General features: G+C 56.7%; 18 protein-coding genes. 12 read left to right on the forward strand and 6 right to left on the reverse strand.

Annotation, left to right across the window (positions count from 1 at the left end):
- The first annotated feature begins 37 nt into the window (after positions 1-37).
- The 3 genes from PT964_RS03085 to PT964_RS03095 all read left to right on the forward strand — a co-directional run bounded on the left by PT964_RS03085 (position 38) and on the right by PT964_RS03095 (position 2,164).
- Positions 38-964: an ABC transporter ATP-binding protein gene (locus PT964_RS03085; RefSeq protein WP_274361845.1), complete on the forward strand. Its 927-nt coding sequence runs from the start codon at positions 38-40 to the stop codon at positions 962-964.
- A complete protein-coding gene (locus PT964_RS03090; RefSeq protein WP_274361846.1) occupies positions 957-1,889 on the forward strand; it encodes an ABC transporter permease in 933 nt (310 codons plus the stop codon). The genes PT964_RS03085 and PT964_RS03090 overlap by 8 nt, the downstream gene beginning before the upstream one ends.
- Positions 1,890-1,960: 71 nt before the next feature.
- Complete coding sequence (locus PT964_RS03095; protein WP_274361847.1) at positions 1,961-2,164, forward strand: zinc ribbon domain-containing protein; 204 nt, start codon at positions 1,961-1,963, stop codon at positions 2,162-2,164.
- 104 nt (positions 2,165-2,268) lie between these two features.
- Here the strand turns inward: PT964_RS03095 and PT964_RS03100 are convergent, their stop codons facing one another.
- Entirely contained in the window at positions 2,269-2,694 is a 426-nt protein-coding gene (locus PT964_RS03100) for a bactofilin family protein (protein WP_274361848.1), read from the reverse strand.
- Between the two features lie 5 nt (positions 2,695-2,699).
- Complete coding sequence (locus PT964_RS03105; RefSeq protein ID WP_274361849.1) at positions 2,700-3,731, reverse strand: M23 family metallopeptidase; 1,032 nt, start codon at positions 3,729-3,731, stop codon at positions 2,700-2,702.
- Between the two features lie 245 nt (positions 3,732-3,976).
- On the opposite strand from PT964_RS03105, the gene PT964_RS03110 reads away from it, so the two are divergent.
- Positions 3,977-5,068, forward strand: a complete 1,092-nt coding sequence (locus PT964_RS03110) for a ParM/StbA family protein (RefSeq protein ID WP_274361850.1) — start codon at positions 3,977-3,979, stop codon at positions 5,066-5,068.
- A 55-nt stretch (positions 5,069-5,123) separates the two neighbouring features.
- Positions 5,124-6,611, forward strand: a complete 1,488-nt coding sequence (cls, locus tag PT964_RS03115; protein ID WP_274361851.1) for a cardiolipin synthase — start codon at positions 5,124-5,126, stop codon at positions 6,609-6,611.
- Here cls and PT964_RS03120 read toward each other — a convergent pair.
- From PT964_RS03120 to ku, 3 genes are read right to left on the reverse strand one after another with little or no spacing between them, the layout of a single operon-like run.
- Positions 6,603-7,493: a DNA polymerase domain-containing protein gene (locus PT964_RS03120; RefSeq protein ID WP_274361852.1), complete on the reverse strand. Its 891-nt coding sequence runs from the start codon at positions 7,491-7,493 to the stop codon at positions 6,603-6,605. The genes cls and PT964_RS03120 overlap by 9 nt on opposite strands.
- Before the next feature lie 17 nt (positions 7,494-7,510).
- Positions 7,511-8,485, reverse strand: coding sequence for an ATP-dependent DNA ligase (locus PT964_RS03125; RefSeq protein ID WP_274361853.1), 975 nt, complete (start codon positions 8,483-8,485; stop codon positions 7,511-7,513).
- Complete coding sequence (gene ku / locus PT964_RS03130) at positions 8,482-9,417, reverse strand: non-homologous end joining protein Ku (protein WP_274361854.1); 936 nt, start codon at positions 9,415-9,417, stop codon at positions 8,482-8,484. The genes PT964_RS03125 and ku overlap by 4 nt, the downstream gene beginning before the upstream one ends.
- 351 nt (positions 9,418-9,768) lie before the next feature.
- Here ku and PT964_RS03135 point away from each other — a divergent pair, with 351 nt between their 5' ends.
- The 4 genes from PT964_RS03135 to PT964_RS03150 all read left to right on the forward strand — a co-directional run bounded on the left by PT964_RS03135 (position 9,769) and on the right by PT964_RS03150 (position 13,253).
- Positions 9,769-11,094, forward strand: coding sequence for an ABC transporter substrate-binding protein (locus PT964_RS03135; protein WP_274361855.1), 1,326 nt, complete (start codon positions 9,769-9,771; stop codon positions 11,092-11,094).
- A gap of 89 nt (positions 11,095-11,183) precedes the next feature.
- The gene (locus PT964_RS03140) at positions 11,184-12,095 is read left to right on the forward strand and encodes a carbohydrate ABC transporter permease (RefSeq protein ID WP_274361856.1); all 912 of its coding nucleotides are present in this window, start codon (positions 11,184-11,186) and stop codon (positions 12,093-12,095) included.
- 14 nt (positions 12,096-12,109) lie between these two features.
- Positions 12,110-12,967, forward strand: coding sequence for a carbohydrate ABC transporter permease (locus PT964_RS03145; RefSeq protein ID WP_274361857.1), 858 nt, complete (start codon positions 12,110-12,112; stop codon positions 12,965-12,967).
- A gap of 82 nt (positions 12,968-13,049) precedes the next feature.
- Complete coding sequence (locus PT964_RS03150) at positions 13,050-13,253, forward strand: H-type small acid-soluble spore protein (protein WP_274361951.1); 204 nt, start codon at positions 13,050-13,052, stop codon at positions 13,251-13,253.
- 71 nt (positions 13,254-13,324) lie between these two features.
- Here PT964_RS03150 and PT964_RS03155 read toward each other — a convergent pair whose 3' ends face one another.
- On the reverse strand, positions 13,325-13,498 hold the full coding sequence (locus PT964_RS03155) for a hypothetical protein (protein WP_274361858.1): 174 nt from the start codon (positions 13,496-13,498) through the stop codon (positions 13,325-13,327).
- Positions 13,499-13,656: 158 nt separating this feature from the next.
- On the opposite strand from PT964_RS03155, the gene thiL reads away from it, so the two are divergent.
- The 3 genes from thiL to tsaB form a co-directional block, all read left to right on the forward strand.
- On the forward strand, positions 13,657-14,751 hold the full coding sequence (thiL, locus tag PT964_RS03160; RefSeq protein ID WP_274361859.1) for a thiamine-phosphate kinase: 1,095 nt from the start codon (positions 13,657-13,659) through the stop codon (positions 14,749-14,751).
- A 380-nt stretch (positions 14,752-15,131) separates the two neighbouring features.
- The gene (tsaE, locus tag PT964_RS03165) at positions 15,132-15,626 is read left to right on the forward strand and encodes a tRNA (adenosine(37)-N6)-threonylcarbamoyltransferase complex ATPase subunit type 1 TsaE (protein WP_274361860.1); all 495 of its coding nucleotides are present in this window, start codon (positions 15,132-15,134) and stop codon (positions 15,624-15,626) included.
- Positions 15,619-16,342 (forward strand): tRNA (adenosine(37)-N6)-threonylcarbamoyltransferase complex dimerization subunit type 1 TsaB (gene tsaB, locus PT964_RS03170; protein ID WP_274361861.1); only part of this gene is annotated, 724 nt, incomplete at its 3' end. The genes tsaE and tsaB, both read left to right, overlap by 8 nt.

Here is a 16,342-nt window from a genome sequence, read left to right on the forward strand (position 1 = left end):
AAGCTTAAACCATAGAAAACCGTTTAGGGGGATCAGTATGGGGAACGAGAACGAAACCGTCGTTCAGCTGCAGGGCGTAACGAAGCGGATCGGCGGCAAAACGATTGTAAACGGATTGACGTTTGAAGTGCGGCGGGGAGAGGTGTTCGGATTTCTGGGACCGAACGGCGCGGGAAAAACGACGTCGATCCGCATGATGGTCGGTTTAATGTCGATCACGTCGGGCGCCATTGAAATTAAAGGACATAACGTCGTAACCGACTTTGAGCGGGCGATCCGCCATGTCGGGGCCATCGTCGAAAATCCGGAAATGTACAAGTATTTGTCCGGGTGGGATAACCTGGTCCATTTTGCTCGGATGATGGGCAACATTTCGAAGAAGCGGATTGAAGAGGTCGTGAAATTGGTTGGGTTGGAGCTGCGGATTCACGACAAGGTGAAGACGTACTCTCTAGGCATGCGTCAAAGGTTGGGCGTTGCCCAAGCGCTGCTCCATAATCCGTCGGTGCTCATTCTGGACGAACCGACGAACGGCCTGGACCCGGCGGGGATCCGCGAGCTTCGGGACCGGCTGCGGAGCCTTGCACGGGAAGAAGGACTGTCGGTCATCGTATCGTCTCACTTGCTCTCGGAGATGGAGCTGATGTGCGACCGCGTGGCCATTATTCAGAACGGATCGTTGATCGATATCCGATCCTTAAGGGAGGACGCCGCGGAACGGAACGAGCTGACGGTCGAATTCGCAACGACGAATCCGTATAAAGCGAAGGAGGCCATCGCCGCCGCCGGCAAAAGCTGCTCCGTTGAAGGGGATACGATGATCGTCACGGTCGAAAGGGAAGAGATTCCGGCTCTGAACGAGAAGCTCGTAGCATCCGGCATCGGCGTTTATTCGATCCGGGAAAGGGCGAAGTCGCTGGAGGATCAATTTTTGGAAGTGACGGGAGGGAACCAAATTGTTTAATCTCATTCTAAATGAAAACATGAAAATTTACAAGCGCTCCCGCACATGGGTCATGGCTGCGATTTTGGTCGTGCTCGTTGCCGTCGTGTGCATCATTATGAAGCAAACCGGGTTCGGCGCGGGGGATTGGAGAACCAACCTTGAAAATCAGAAGGCTTCCATCGAGCAAGCGATGAAGGATATGCCGGCCGGATGGGCGGATAGCGAAGGTATGGCAAAAGAAATGAAGCTGATCGACTACCGGCTGGCCAATCATATTCCGCCGACGGAAACGACCTTCTGGGGCGTCGTATGGATTTTGTCCAATATGGTGCTGTTGGTTACGATTTTTACTGTCGTGGTAGCCGGCGATTCGATCGCGGGGGAGTTTACCGGAGGCACGGTAAAGCTGCTTCTTATTCGTCCGGTAAGCAGGCACAAAATCGTCATCTCGAAGTATATTTCCGCTTTGCTGTTTTCGCTGCTGATGCTGGTCATTCTTCTGATATCGGCGATCGCCGTGAGCGCGCTGCTTTTCGGTACCGAAGGGGCGACGGCGCCGTATTTGTTCTTTGACGGAGATACGATTCAGGAACGCAGCATATTGACGCACACCTTGCTGACTTACGGGTTGAAATGCGTAGAGCTGCTTATGGTAGTTACGATTTCGTTTATGATCTCTGCCGTATTCCGCAGCAGCTCGCTTGCGATCGGGTTGTCGATGTTTATTTTGATGGCCGGCTCGCTCGTTACCCAGTTTTTGTCCCAATACAGCTGGGGCAAATATTGGCTGTTCGCCAACACGGACCTGTCACAGTATATTGAAGGCAGACCGCTGATCGAGGGAATGACGCTGCCGTTCTCGCTCGCCGTTCTTGCCGTCTACTATATACTGCTTGCAGGGACGTCGCTGATCGTGTTCCGCAAGCGGGATGTGGCGGCGTAAGGACTTATCCCGAAACTTTCCAATCGCTGGAAACGTACAATGAAACATAACATACAGGGAGTGATGAACGTATGAGTGAAAAGGGATGCATCAAATGCGGAAGCAGAGACGCAAGGACGAAAGAAGTGGCAATGACCGGCACGGGCCTTTCCAAAATGTTCGATATTCAGCACAATAAATTTTTAGTCGTGTACTGCGCAAATTGCGGATATTCCGAATTTTACAATAAGGAATCGTCGGCCGGTTCGAACGTTCTTGATTTCTTTTTCGGTTAACGGGGAGATGCGGTTGCATGATTGAAAAAAATGGAACGAGGTTGCCGATGGAAAACGATCGGCAACCTCGTTTGTTTAAGTTTACAGGATCTAAAACGGCTCGTTTATAACGTGACCGAACCGAAGTTTCCGCTTTGCTGCTGCGTCCGGTCGGCCTCTTGCTTCGCTTCTTTGCCGGAGGCGCCTTTGCCTTCCATCTTGCTCATGCCTTGGAAGACGGCGCCTTCCGAAATGACGAGCGTCTGCGCAGCCGTGTTGCCGTAAAGCTGTCCTTTGGCCGTAATGGTTAACGTTCCTTTGGCCGTGACGTTGCCGTTAACGACGCCGGCAATGATGACGTTCCGTGCCGCAATATTGGACTTCGCCTTGCCGGACTCGCCGATCGTAACGTCGCCGCCGCATTCGATATCTCCGATCATTTGGCCTTCGATTCTCAGGCTCGCCTCCGATTTGATTTTGCCCTCGAACACGCTGCCTTCTCCGATCAATGTATCGGTTGCGTTAATATCCACTCGTTTCCCTTTGAACATCAGGGTCATCCTTTCTTCGTCGAGTCTAAATAGGAAATAGGGTTAATAGGCGTCCCCTGCTTGCGCACCTCGTAATGCAAATGCGGGCCGGTACTGCGTCCGGTCGAGCCGAGCTTGCCGATTTCCTCGCCTTTTTCGACCTTCTGCCCGACCTGGACGAGCGACTTTTTCAAGTGCATATATACTGTCTCGAGCCCGTTGCCGTGATTAATGAATATGTAGTTGCCCATCGCTTTATCGTAACCGGTGCGGCTTACCTTCCCGCCGGCCGTCGCATAGACGGGATCGTTCACGTCTCCCGGAAAATCGATGCCGCGATGATAAGCGGACCTGCGCGTGAACGGGTCTTTGCGGTAACCGAAGGTCGATGTAATCCGCGTCGTAACGGTCGGAAAGATCGACGGCGTTATGCTGCGGACATACGCAAGCCGCTCGGCATGTTTCTTCGCATCCTTAAGGGACGACTGGAGCCGGTCGGCTTCGACTTCGAGCTCCTGCAAGCCGGAGCGGGAGAGGCGGGACAGCTCGAGCGTATCATCGACGTCCGCGGGGTACAGCTCGCCGCCGACGGCCAGACTGTCCATCGCCGAATCGGCCGAATCGGCCGAATGGTCTGCAGACAGCGCTACGGTAACGGATGAATAGTTAGACATCGCCGTCCGGTCCGCGCCGTTCTCGGTAATAGACAGCAGCTCCTGCTCCAGCTGCTGGAGCTGCTCAACCTTAACGCGCATTTGCTCCGTTTCGGAAACGAGCATAGCCAGCTCCGTCTGGAGCCGGTCGATTTCTTCGTCCTTCTTCTCGACGACTTTCTCCAAGGATTGACGGTCGCCCTGCCAGTCGGCTCTCAATTGGCCGTTCGTTTGGACTAGGACGCTTTGCAGCAGCACCAGCGCCGTCGTCGCGGCTGCAAGCACGAGCACCGCGGCGGGGATTGCGTATACCCACAGGAGGGACATTCGAAATTGCCGCACCTGCCTGTTCGCTTCGGGAATTACGACTAGCGTCAGCTTCTTTTCTTTCCAATTGGGTAGCATATCGTCACCTTTACGATAAGTTAGTACCTTGGTCGGACCAACATATTATGGGCATAATTGACAAGAAAAGTCCTAGCAATATTCGCCATTTTCCGCCTAAATTCCTGCCCGCCCACAAAAAATGTCCGATTCCCGGAGCAAAAAGCAGGATTTTGTCGAACCATAGCGAAAAAAATAGTGTTATTGTTGGCAAATTTTTCATAGGGACCCAGGTATAGCGGCATACAGCGGAAGGGGGATGAATAATGTTAAAAATCGTCGGTATGGACGTTGGAAACGACAGTGTCAAAATATTGATGGAAGGTGTGAGCGAGCCGGTCGTTGTGCCGAACGTCATTGCATTGGGATATGAGCGCATGGTGCTGCAGGAGGAGGAGTCCGCCCTACAGGCGTTGGACGTGTCGGTGTACAGTCCGGCGTTAAGCAGAAACGGGAGAAGATATTTCGTCGGCAACTTGGCCGTCGAGCATGAGGACAATTTCGAGCTGGAGGAAACCGACAACAAGGCGATTTCCGACCAGTCCTTGATTGTCGCGCTGACCGCTTTGGCTTATATGGGCGTAATGGCCCAATCCGGCAGCTACGGGCAGTCCCCTTACTCGACGGAAGAAGTGGAATTTGTAGTCGGCACCGGTTTGCCCGTCCGAACGTTCGCCAAATTCCATAAGACGTTCGAGGAACGGCTGCAAGGGGAGCATGAGGTTACTTTTCATTCTACGCCGAAGCTTAGAGGCAGGAAGGTCAAGGTCGTGATCCGCAAAGCGGTCGTAGCCGTCGAAGGCGCCGCGGCCGTCTATCATATGGCGACGCTCGACTCGCTGCAGGTGAAAGATGAGGAGCTGTATCACGGCTGCATCGGCGTTTGCGAAATCGGCGCGCTTACGACGGACTTCCCGGTCGTCAAGCGGCTCGCGGTGGACAATCACTTCAGCCACGGCGAACAGATGGGGATGTCTTCCTACCTCGACGGCATTATCCGCGAGGTGGAGGATGCGTACGGATATACGTTCCCGAGCCGAGCGAAGCTCGTACAGCGGATCAAAAGCCGCAACTACACAATTCAGCGGATCGGCGAAGGACAAGCGGATATCCGCAATATTGTTGACACTTACTTCACTCGCGCAGCCCGGAAGATGGTCGATCTGATCAAGAAGCGGTGGAACAAATACCCCGACATTCAATGCTTCTATGTGATCGGAGGGGGGGCCGCCGCGCTTAGGCCTTATATTTTGGAGGAAGCCGGATCCATGCGGCTTCGGTTCTCCGAGGACAGCGAGCTTCTGAACGTAAACGGCTATTTGAAAATCGCAAGAAGCCGGCAAGCCCAGACCGTTTAAAGAATCTAGCGCCACTTTAGCTCCGCTTCCGCAGAAGCGGAGCTTCTTCGTTGGCATGAACATCGCCGGAAGGGACATACTAATCGTTACGCCGAGGAGGTGGCGCTATCTGATCTGGCTTGTTATAATTCTTCTTCTCTATTTATTTCAAATCGTAACGATCGTCATCGCCGAGTTCCGCCAACCGTCCAAAGCGGTCGCATGGCTGGCCATATTATTCGCCTTCCCGCTCGTCGGATTCATCATGTATTACTTTCTGGCGAAGGAGTACCGGAGGCGCAACGTCGTTCGGAGAAAAACCCGGGCGGCGCTGGAGGAGGAACGCCGGAGCCGGCTGCCGGAGGCGTATACGGTCAGACGGCTGGAAGACTTTCCGAACCCGGCGATGCTGGGCCAAGAGCGGCTGTTCAACCTGCTGCAAAGCATTCCGGAGGCGGCGATTACGAAACGCAACATGACGGAGGTGCTTTCCTCCGCTGAAGACGCCTATCGCCATATGCTTGAAGATATCGGGCGGGCTAAGGACCATATTCATTTCTTGTATTACATATGGAACGACGACGACATCGGCCGGACGTTTCAAGAAGCGCTGATCCGCAAAGCGCTCGAAGGGGTGAAGGTGCGGATCATTTACGACGGCATCGGCTCCTATTCGACGCGCGGCGCTTTCTGGAACGAGCTGAGGGCGGCGGGAGCGGAGGTAAAGTGCTTCCTGCCGGTGCGGCTGGCTTTCTTTGACAAACGGGTCAACTACCGGAACCACCGGAAAATTACAATTGTAGACGGGCGCTTGGGATACATCGGAGGCATCAATATAGGCGACGAGTATCTCGGAAAGGATATGAAGCTCGGCTATTGGCGCGACACTTGCTTAAAAATAGCGGGCGACGGCGTATACGGCCTGCAGCGGCAGTTCGTCAGAGACTGGCGGCTGGCGAGCGGGGAGAGGCTCAAGGTAACGCATGCGCTGTTTCCCGAGCACGGCGTGCCGGAGAAGGAAGCGCTGCAAATTATTCCGGGCGGCCCCGATATGGAATGGGACGCCATTTTGGAGATGCTGTTTTCCGCATTTACTACCGCCAAGGAAAGAATTTTGGTGACGACGCCGTATTTTATCCCCGATCGAAGCATTCTTATGGCGCTTAAGACGGCGGCGCTGTCCGGCGTGGACGTGAGGCTCGTCATTCCGGGGGTGGCCGACAGCCGGATTACGCTATGGGCGTCCTTGTCCTACCTGGAGGAGCTGCTGCAGTCGGGGGTAAAAGTATATCGATATCAAAACGGGTTTCTCCACGCCAAAGTGTTCGTCGTAGACCGCCACTTCGCATCGGTAGGAACGGCGAATATGGATATGCGCAGCCTGTTCAGCAATTTTGAAATCAACGCGGCGGTGTACGACTCGGAAACGATTGAGAAGCTGGCCGGCGATTTTTACCGCGATATAGAGAACAGCGAAGAAGTGATGCTGAAACAGTTTCTTAAGCGTCCCCGGCTGCACAAGGCGCAGGAGGCGGTCGGCCGGCTGCTGGCGCCGCTACTTTAGTATGCTCAGCACATGTTCGAGAGACTGCGGTTCGACGGTGCGAATGATGTCGCCGATGTCCGAAAGCCGCCGGACGATATTGCGGAGATGGAAGTCTTTCGGCGTGTGCCCTTTGGTCAGCTCGTCCGGATAAAGAGGGGTGGACACGGTGGCTCCCCGCTTCGCCCGGGGCGTATAAGGGGCGGACAGCGTCTTGCCGTACCAATGCTGCAAATAATCGAAATAGATCAAATCCCCCCGGTCTTTCTTCAGGCGTTCGATCGTAAACAGCTTCGGGTGAGATTGAACGAGGTAATCCCCGAGAAACTTGCCGATTTTCCGAAGCTGCTCGAACGTGTAGCCGCGGCGGATCGGCACGTAAATTTGCACGCCGGTGGCGCCCGACGTCTTGGGAATGCTCTTGATGTTCAGCGACGACAGCAGGTCGACGACGATTTTGGCCGCCTGCATAATGCGCGGCTCCTCCTCAACCGACGGATCGATGTCGATCAGCCATTCGGCCGGGAGCTCGTCTCCGATGTAATGGAGGGAGGGATGGTACTCCAAGCATGCCAAATTACCGAGCCACAGCAGCGTCGGCAGCGAATCGAGCACGACGTACCGAATGTCTCCGAGCTGCGCCGTACGAACGAACTCCGGCGCGCCTTGGGGGCAATTTTTTTGATAAAACGATTTGTCGTGAATCCCGTGCGGCCAGCGTATGGTCGTCAGATAGCGGTTCGAGGTATAGGCTAGCAAATAGGGGGAGAGCGCGATCAGCGTGTCGAGAAACTCGAGCTTCGTGACGCCGTCCTCGGGCCACAGCGGCTTGTTCGGGTTCGTGACGACAAGCTCGTGCCCGTCGACGGTAATAACGCCCTTATCTTTGGTTGCGGCGGGCATGGTCAAAACCTCCTGCGTTATGGATTGGGGGAAGCGGGAGACAGGCCCGAAATTTGCTCCGCGAGAAACCGCTCGAGCGACGGAGGATCCGCGAGCTTCGGGTGGCGGAGCAGGCCGTCGTCCGTCACCTCGAGTCCGGTGACGGCGAGCTTGAACGGCCGCTTGAGCCAAGCGACCGTTTCGCGCTTCAGGTCCGCGGGCAGCGCGCGGAACGGCATTGCCGCGCCGCCGAATGCGGAAGCGTACACATCCAGGGCGGAACGGCTCCGCCCGTTCAGCCCGAGCGACGCTCGGCCGAAGTAGCCGCCGTCGTACACCATGACGAGGCTCGCTGCGCGGCCTTCGCGGATCGTGACGCCGACAACGTCGACGTCAAAGCGCTGCACGGTACGCTTCTTGAAAGCGTCCTGATGATGCTTCCCTTCGCGGTAAGGGGCGGACAAGCGCTTGCTCACGATGCCCTCCCATTGATTGGCTTCGGCCCAGCTCCAGAGCGCCTCGCCGTCGGAGAACAGGTCGGACACGAGCAGCGCCGTCTCGCCCTCGCGGGGTGGGAACGCTTCGCGCAGCAGCCGAAACCGCTCCGCGTACGGGCGGCTCCGGATATTTTCGCCGCCGAGATGCAGCAGGTCGAACAGCACGTAGCATACCGGCTGTTCGGCGCTGCTGCGCGCGAGCGTCGCGGCGGTTCGGGTGCGCTCGCGCTGCAGCACCTTCTGAAACACGGGACGCTGCTTCACCGGGTCGAAATAGACGATCTCCCCGTCGAGCAGGTACGTCCCGTTCAGCTCGCGCAGCCGCCGGACGACCTCCGGATATTTGTCGTCTTTGCGCAGCAGCTTTCGCGAATACAGCTCCACGTCGCCGTCCTGTACGATCGCGAGCGCCCGGACGCCGTCCCATTTCAGCTGGTAGCCCCAATCGTCGCCCTTCGGAATGTCGTCCCGCAGGATCGGGCCCATCGTTTCGCGCGGCAGTACCGGCTTCATCATCGCGTGCCGGCCGGCGTTTTCTCCTTCGGTGCCGCACCGCCCGCATCATCCTCGGCGCCGGCGGCCTTCTTCCGCGTACGCTTCGGCTTGGCGTCCGCTTCCTTCGCCGCTTCGCCGGCCTTCGCCGCCCCTTTGTCCGTCGCCGCCTTCACGTCAGGCGATGCGCCCTTTGCCGCTTCGAGGCTCGCCTGCAGCGCCGCCATCAGATCGATGACGTTGTTCTTGCGCGGCTCCGGAGCGACCTCGATCTCCTCGCCGGCAATTTTTTTCTCGATCGCCCCCATGAGCTCCTCGCGGTATTCGTCGTGGTACTTGTCCGGCTCAAACGGGACGGACAGCTGCTCGATCAGCATTTTGGCCATCGTCAATTCCTTATCGTTCACGTTCGCCGTCGCCTGCAAATTCGGCACCTGCGCAGCGGGGCGGATTTCGTCGGGGTAAAAAATCGTCTCCATGCAAATGCAGTTTTCCACGATGCGGATCGCCGCGAGCGACGATTTGTTGCGGATCGTGACGCGCGCGATGCCGATTTTTCCCGTATCCTTCAGCGCGGTCTGAAGCAGCCCGTAAGCGTTGGCGCCGGTATCGCCGGGGCCGAGGTAATACGTCTTCTGAAAGTAAATCGGGTCGATTTCCTCGAGGTTTACAAAGTCGAGTATTTTAATGTCCCGGGACGCCTCCGCCGCCAGCGCATCGAGCTCTTCCTTCTCGAAGCGCACGAACCGGCCTTTCTCGTATTCGTAGCCTTTCACGATTTCCTCGTTCTCGACCGGCGTTTCGCACGTCGGGCACCTTCTCATGTATGAAATCGGGGTGCCGCATTGTTTGTGCAGCATGCGCATGGAAATATCTTTGTCCTCCGTCGCCGCGTACATTTTTACCGGAATGTTGACCAGACCGAATGAGATCGCGCCCTTCCAAATCGTGTGCATCGCGTTGTCCTCCTAAAGCCGAAATATTTTCCGTTAATGGATGCCGTTAGTATGCGCATTGCTCGGATGCGATATGAAATCGCGGACGCGGAAAGCCCCGAATTGCGAAGTTTATGCGATGAACGAATCATCCTATTAATGGAATGAAAACCATAAAATCGAGGTTATAAAAAAATAATTGACAATATTATGAATGATTTCATAGACTGAAAATACAATGATTTAAGCGCTTACATTTCTGTATGCTCTGTAAGGAGGTGAAGGCGAAGAAATCGATTTCAATAAAAAAGCTTGAAGTATTGGGTGTGCCTGGTCTGCAATGCAGCGAATCCTAAGGAGGTCTTTCAGTTGATGAGATTGTGGAAAAAGCCGTTTATCGTCGCTTCCGTATTAATCATCGTTGTTTTGACAGCGCTTTCAGGATGTTCGTCTGTGACCGGAGGGGGTAAGACGGAAATCGTCTGGCTCGTCCGTACCGACCCGAATATGATCGAATGGGAAAAGAAAATGATCGCCGACTTCGAGAAGGAAAATCCGAAAATCAAAGTGAAGCTGGAGCAAATTCCGCAGAACGAAATCGACCAGCGGCTGACGACGATGATCTCCAGCGGCAAGGTGCCGGACGTCTGGTCGTCCAACTGGGCAAACTCCGGCTTCGCGACGTATTTGAAGATGGGCGCGCTTCTCGATATGACTCCGTATATCGAGAAGGATGCGGCGGAGCTTGCGACGATCAATCAGGACATCATGAACATCTACAAAATCGACGGTAAAATTTACGGCGTCCCGATGCTCAGTATCGGCAGCTTCCTGTTCTACAACAAAGACTTGCTTGACGCGGCCGGCCTTCCGTATCCGCCGACCGACTGGGACGATGAAAGCTGGAACTATGACAAAATGCTCGAATACGCCAAGGCGCTCACGAAGGACGTGGGCGACCCGGAGAAGCAGGTGTTCGGCATACTGAACAACGACAGCCCGAATAAGAAGGCGTGGGCGTTCGGCGGCGATTTCTTCCGTCCGGAGGCGTACACGACTACGGTTATGGGCGAGCCTACGGTCATGAGACCGGAAAATCTGGAAGCGATCCAATTCAACGTCGATCTCATTCATAAACACAAAGTCGCTCCGAATCAAGCGACCCTCGATGCGGTCAGCCAGCTCGGCGATCCGTTCATGACAGGCAGGGTGGCAATGGTCATTAACGGAGGCTGGGGCTTCTGGGCATACAAGCCGGCCGAATTCCGCTGGGGCGTTGCACCGATTCCTTGGCACGAAAAGCGTCAAATTTCGCTTTACGTCGACCCGTGGAACATCAGCGCGAAGAGCAAGCATCCGGATGAAGCATGGGAGCTGGTCAAGTTCCTCGTCAATCCGAAGAACGGCGGCAAAACGTTCATGGAAAGCACGTCGGCGACGCCGGCCGATACTTCGCTTGCGGATCAATGGTATAAGCAAATGTCGGATATAACCGGCATGACGGTGGATGAAATCAAGCAGGTGAACGAAGGCGCGATCAAATACGGCCGCGAATCAGACAACCACTTGATCGATAAGTTCTCCGTCATTAACGATACGATCAACCAGACGGTAACGGCGATATGGAATGCCGAGAAGTCGGTCGAGGACGGAATGAAGGAAGTCGAAGCGAACCTTAAGGCGTTGAAGCTGGAGTAAACACAATAACGGACGCGCGCTTCCCTCGGGCGGGAAAGTTGTGAATGCCGCCGTTGCGGGAAGCGCCCGTCCAATCGAGGTGATAACCTTTGAAAAGACGCAGCAAGCTTGGCCCCGAGCTGTTGAAGGAGGAAAGAGCGTTCTGGATCTTCATCTCCCCGTGGGTCATCGGTTTTCTTCTGTTTACCGGCGGTCCGATCATCGCTTCGCTGTTTCTGAGCTTTACGAACTACAACGTCATCGATCCTCCCGCATTCATCGGCTTCGGGAATTATAACGCGCTGTTCCACGATAAGCTGTTTTACAAATCACTGTCCGTTACGACGTATTATGCGGTGCTTTCGGTGCCTTTTACGATTGTTTGCTCCTTGCTGCTAGCCGTATTGCTCAACCAAAAAATTCGCGGGCAAGCGGTGTTTCGCACGCTGTACTACGCGCCGACGATCGTATCCGGCGTATCCGTCGCCTTCCTGTGGTCTTGGCTGCTGAACAAAGATTTCGGCGTGGTCAATTCCTTGCTGTATCAATGGTTCGGCATCCAGGGGCCGGGCTGGTTTTCGGACGGCAGATGGGTCATACCGTCCATGGTGCTGATGCAGCTGACGGCGCTCGGCGGAACGATGGTTATATTTCTCGCCAGCTTGCAGTCGATGCCGTCGGATTTGTACGAATCGGCGGAAATCGACGGGGCGAACCGGCTGACGAAGTTTTTCCGCATCACGATTCCGCTCATTTCGCCGGTCATTTTGTTTAACGGGATTATCGGCATTATTTCATCGTTTCAAATTTTTACCCAAGCTTACGTCATTACGAGAGGCGGGCCGGACTGGAACTCGTACTTCTATGTGTACTATTTGTTTAATACGGCGTTCGCCCAATTCCGAATGGGTTATGCATCGGCGCAGGCGTGGATTTTGTTCATCGTCATTTTTGCGCTGACGCTGCTTGCCCTCTGGGGGTCCAAGCGGTTCGTCTATTACGAATACGACAATAAACGGTAGGGAGTGCGGACAGCATGCAACTGAAAAAACGCTTAAACCACGGCGAACTCGGACCGGTCGGCAGAGTGGTCGTCTATGCGCTGTTGTTCGCGGGACTGCTGCTCTTCGCATTCCCGCTGTTCTGGATGGTCACGACGTCGCTGAAGACGCTCGGGAGCGTTCATAAAATTCCGATGGTATGGATTCCGAATCCGTTCGTGTGGGGAAATTACTCGGAAGTGTTCAACAAGGTGCCGTATATGCGGTACATGATTAATACGATCGTGTATACGGGAATTACGATGTTCTCGACGGCGTTCGCCTCTTCGCTCGTGGCGTTCGCTTTCGCGCGGCTGCGGGCCAGAGGCAGCGCGGTGCTATTCGCGCTTGTGCTGAGCACGATGATGATTCCGCCGCAGGTGACGATGATTCCGCAATATTTGTTGTTCAACCAGTTCAACTGGATCGATTCGTATTTGCCGCTCATCATTCCGTCGTTCGCGGGCAGCGCGTTCCTGATCTTCCTGCTGCGGCAGTTTTACCTCGGCATTTCGAAAGAGCTGGACGAAGCCGTGAAAATCGACGGCGGCGGCTATTTCACGATTTATTTCCGGGTCATTCTGCCGCTGTCGGTGCCGGCGGTCGCGACGGCGGTCATTATGGAATTTATGTACCGCTGGAACGACCTGATCGGGCCGCTCATTTATTTGAGCACCGGTGAGCTGTACCCGCTGTCGCTCGGGCTCGCCAACTTTACCGCGGCTTACAGCGCTACGCCTTGGAACTTGCTGATGGCCGCTTCGTGCGTCGCCGTGCTGCCGCCGCTGCTGCTGTTTTTCTTCGCGCAGAAATATTTCATTCAAGGCATCGTGATTACGGGGTCCAAGGGGTAGCTCTTGGATAAAATGTCCGCCGCTGGAAACAATACGTGATGATTCGACGACTACGCGAAAAGATTTGGAGGCATCGATTGTGATGGACGTAAATCGCGCGAAAGAGATCATTTCCAGCACGGATACGATTCAAGTGCAGCTGAACGGGAAAGACGTATGGCTCGACAGCGTCGACGCCACGTCGCAGATGGTTACCGTTCACGAGCAAGGCCCGGGACAGCAGGAATCGATCACGGTACGGGTGCAGGAATTAGATGAAGTAGGCAGAATGAGCACAAGGATGTAGACAAGTTGCGGCAAAAGGCGCCCCGGTAACGGTGAACTTCACCATGGGGCGCCTTTTTGGCAGGCGGCGGGTTATGGGGCGGAGGGGATGTGTTTTTCGTAAACCGTAACCTCGTATATGGCGCTCATGCCGGCTTTCTCGTAAAGGCGGTAAGCGCCGGACGGATTTTGCGCGTCCTCCATGACGGCCGGCTTGACCCGCAGGTTCGCCGTTCTCGGCGCATCTGCCTCCGGCGTGTTAGGCATGGGCGATGCCTCCTTTTTTTCGGTTAGGTACTCGTGTATTCGCCGGGCGGGGAATCGTTTACCTGCTCGCTTGCCGATTGCCGGCCCATGTATATATAATGAAGGGAATATAAAGGCTATTCGGATTTTGTTGACGGAAGCGGCGGTGCGGTTGCCTCATGGACGAATTTGCGTTAATTCGCCGGTTGACGGCGGGACGGGCGGACGCTGCGAAGCATCCGGGGGTTGCGGTCGGCGTCGGCGACGACGCGGCGGTGGTGGAAGCGGCGCCGGGGAAGCAGATCGTGCTGACGTGCGATACGATGGTGGAGACGGTGCATTTCCTTCCGTGGACGATGCGCGACGAGGACACGGGCTGGAAGGCGATGGCGTCCAACATCAGCGATTTGGCGGCGATGGGCGCGGAACCGCTGTATGCGCTGGCGGCGATCAGCGTGCCGCAGGGGTTTCCCGTAGAGCGGCTCGAGCGCTTGTACGAGGGGTTGTACGCGTGCGCCAAGGAATACGGCGTCGCGGTGGTCGGCGGGGACACAACGTCGTCCCCGCATGAATTGGTCGTCACGGTGACGGCGGTCGGGAGCGTGGAGCGGGAGCGCGCGCTGCTGCGCTCCGGGGCGCGCCCCGGCGACGTCGTCTTCGTGACGGGGCCGCTCGGCCTGTCGTCGGCAGGCCTCGATTATTTGATGCGGCGGCGGCTGCCTGCCGCAGAGGCTGTGGCGGCGGCCGGCAGCGAGTACGCCGCGCTTGTTGCGGCGCATCAGCGCCCGCGGCCGCAGGTGGCGGCCGGGCGCGTGCTGGCGCTGTCGGTGGGGCTGGCGCACGCGCTCAACGACGTCAGCGACGGACTCGCGAGCGAAGCGTGGGAAATCGCCGAAGCATCCGGCGTGCGGATCGTGCTGGACGAGGCGGCGCTTCCGGTGCATGATGCGCTTGCGGCGTACTGCTCGTCTGCCGGTGCGGGCTCCGACGCGGACGCGCGTGCAGGTCTGGGTGCGGGTGCGGGTGCGGGTGCGGGTGCGGGTGCTGGTGGAAAGAGCGCGCTCGAATTTATTTTGTATGGGGGCGAGGACTACCAGCTGGTAGGCACCGCCCCGCGGGAGCGCGCCGATGCGCTGCTCGCGGCGCTGGCCGGCGCGGGCTGCGAGGCGGCGATCGTCGGCGAGGTGCGCTCCGGCGATGCCGGCGTGGAGCTTGCTCGCCGCGACGGTCGGCTTGAGCCGATCGCCAAGCGCGGGTACAACCACTTTGGTTAGTCTGCGGAGTGGGGAGGGGGCGGCTTACTGCGGTTGAGTGCTCGAGCAAGTGGAGTTTTTCCCGTTGTACGAGGTGGAACCGCGGCGGATCGACCGAGTAAGTGGAGTTTCTCCCTTTAATGCGTAGTAATTTGAGGCGTGTCAGTGGGAATAGTGAAGTTTGACCGCGCTATTTTGCAGAAACGAGGCTCGTGGAGGAAAATAGTGAGGTGAAACTTCCTTATTGCGGCGGTTTCAATGAAAAGTGGCGGGGAACCGGAGAAATAGTGAAGTTTGACCGCGCTATTTTGCAGTAATGAGGCCTGTGGAGGCAAATAGTGAGGTGAAACTTCCTTAATGCGGCGGTTTCAAATATTTTTCTTGGGGGAGGTTGGCCGGACATGAGCGAAGCAGGAAAAACGTACCGATATTACGCCGAGAGCGAAATAGCAACGGAACGGCTTGCGAAGCATTTGGCGATGAGGATGGGGCCGGGGTATGTGCTCGCGCTGGACGGCGACCTCGGAGCGGGGAAGACGCGCTTCTCCCAGGCAGTGGCGAAGGCGCTCGGCGTGAAGGAATCGGTTAATTCGCCAACGTTTACAATAATTAAGGAATATAAGGGCGAGAAGCTGCCCTTTTATCATATGGATGTGTACCGGATTTCGGCGGAAGAAGCGGACGAGCTTGGCCTCGACGACTATTTTTTCGGCGACGGGGTGACCGTTGTGGAGTGGGCGAGCATCATTCAGGAGCTGCTCCCGCCGGAACGGCTGGATGTGTATATATCGGTTCAGGGTGCGACGGAGAGGGAGTTTGCGATTACGCCGCACGGAACGGGACACAAGGTATGGTGCGAGAAATTGGCGGAAATGAAGGTGCTTGCAAGTGAGTAATACCGGATTGAACGGCAGCGGCAGCAGCAAGGAGTTCGAAGTGGGGCCGATGCTGGCGATCGATACGTCGTCCGCAGCGATGACGCTGGCTATAGTAGATGGAGATCGAGTGCTTGGCGAGATGCAGTCTCTTACCGAGCGCAACCATTCGGTACGGCTGCTGCCGGAGCTGGAGACGCTGATGAAATCAAGCGGACTAAGCCCGCGCGATCTTAGGGCGGTTGCGGTCGGGCGCGGCCCCGGCTCGTATACAGGCGTGAGGATCGGCGTAACGGCGGCCAAAACGCTCGCCTGGTCGCTCGGCCTTCCGCTGTACGCGGTGTCGAGCCTCGAAGCGCTCTCCCTCGGCGGATGGCGCGCCGCCGCAGAGGCCGCGCAGCCGAGCGCTCCTGCGTGGGTGGTTCCGGCGCTGGATGCGCGCCGCGGACAAGCATTCACGGCGATCTACGCCGTGGACGCAGACGGGGCATGGACGAACGTCCGCCCCGACGCCATCGAGCTGTTCCGCGGATACGCCTCGGAACAGGTGACGCACGCGCCGGGGCGGCCCGGCACGATCGTATTTGTCGTCAGCGACGAGCAAAGCTTCGCCGACGACATCGACGCCGCGGCCGAAGGCGCCGGCGTCAACATCCTGCGCGTGCCGCATGCTTCGCAGGCGCGGGACATCGCCGCCGTGGCGCGGCGGCACGGAGGCGCGTCGCGGGGGGGGGGCG

The organism is Paenibacillus thermotolerans (assembly GCF_028745515.1).
GTDB classification, from domain to species: Bacteria; Bacillota; Bacilli; order Paenibacillales; family YIM-B00363; genus Paenibacillus_AE; species Paenibacillus_AE thermotolerans.

Coding starts and splice junctions, on each gene's coding strand:
- PT964_RS03085 (WP_274361845.1), top strand. CDS start 38: ATGGGGAACGAGAACGAAACCGTCGTTCAGCTGCAGGGCGTAACGAAG.
- PT964_RS03095 (WP_274361847.1), top strand. CDS start 1,961: ATGAGTGAAAAGGGATGCATCAAATGCGGAAGCAGAGACGCAAGGACG.
- PT964_RS03100 (WP_274361848.1), bottom strand. CDS start 2,694: ATGTTCAAAGGGAAACGAGTGGATATTAACGCAACCGATACATTGATC.
- PT964_RS03105 (WP_274361849.1), bottom strand. CDS start 3,731: ATGCTACCCAATTGGAAAGAAAAGAAGCTGACGCTAGTCGTAATTCCC.
- PT964_RS03110 (WP_274361850.1), top strand. CDS start 3,977: ATGTTAAAAATCGTCGGTATGGACGTTGGAAACGACAGTGTCAAAATA.
- cls (WP_274361851.1), top strand. CDS start 5,124: ATGAACATCGCCGGAAGGGACATACTAATCGTTACGCCGAGGAGGTGG.
- PT964_RS03120 (WP_274361852.1), bottom strand. CDS start 7,493: ATGCCCGCCGCAACCAAAGATAAGGGCGTTATTACCGTCGACGGGCAC.
- PT964_RS03125 (WP_274361853.1), bottom strand. CDS start 8,485: ATGATGAAGCCGGTACTGCCGCGCGAAACGATGGGCCCGATCCTGCGG.
- ku (WP_274361854.1), bottom strand. CDS start 9,417: ATGCACACGATTTGGAAGGGCGCGATCTCATTCGGTCTGGTCAACATT.
- PT964_RS03135 (WP_274361855.1), top strand. CDS start 9,769: ATGAGATTGTGGAAAAAGCCGTTTATCGTCGCTTCCGTATTAATCATC.
- PT964_RS03145 (WP_274361857.1), top strand. CDS start 12,110: ATGCAACTGAAAAAACGCTTAAACCACGGCGAACTCGGACCGGTCGGC.
- PT964_RS03150 (WP_274361951.1), top strand. CDS start 13,050: ATGGACGTAAATCGCGCGAAAGAGATCATTTCCAGCACGGATACGATT.
- PT964_RS03155 (WP_274361858.1), bottom strand. CDS start 13,498: ATGCCTAACACGCCGGAGGCAGATGCGCCGAGAACGGCGAACCTGCGG.
- thiL (WP_274361859.1), top strand. CDS start 13,657: ATGGACGAATTTGCGTTAATTCGCCGGTTGACGGCGGGACGGGCGGAC.
- tsaE (WP_274361860.1), top strand. CDS start 15,132: ATGAGCGAAGCAGGAAAAACGTACCGATATTACGCCGAGAGCGAAATA.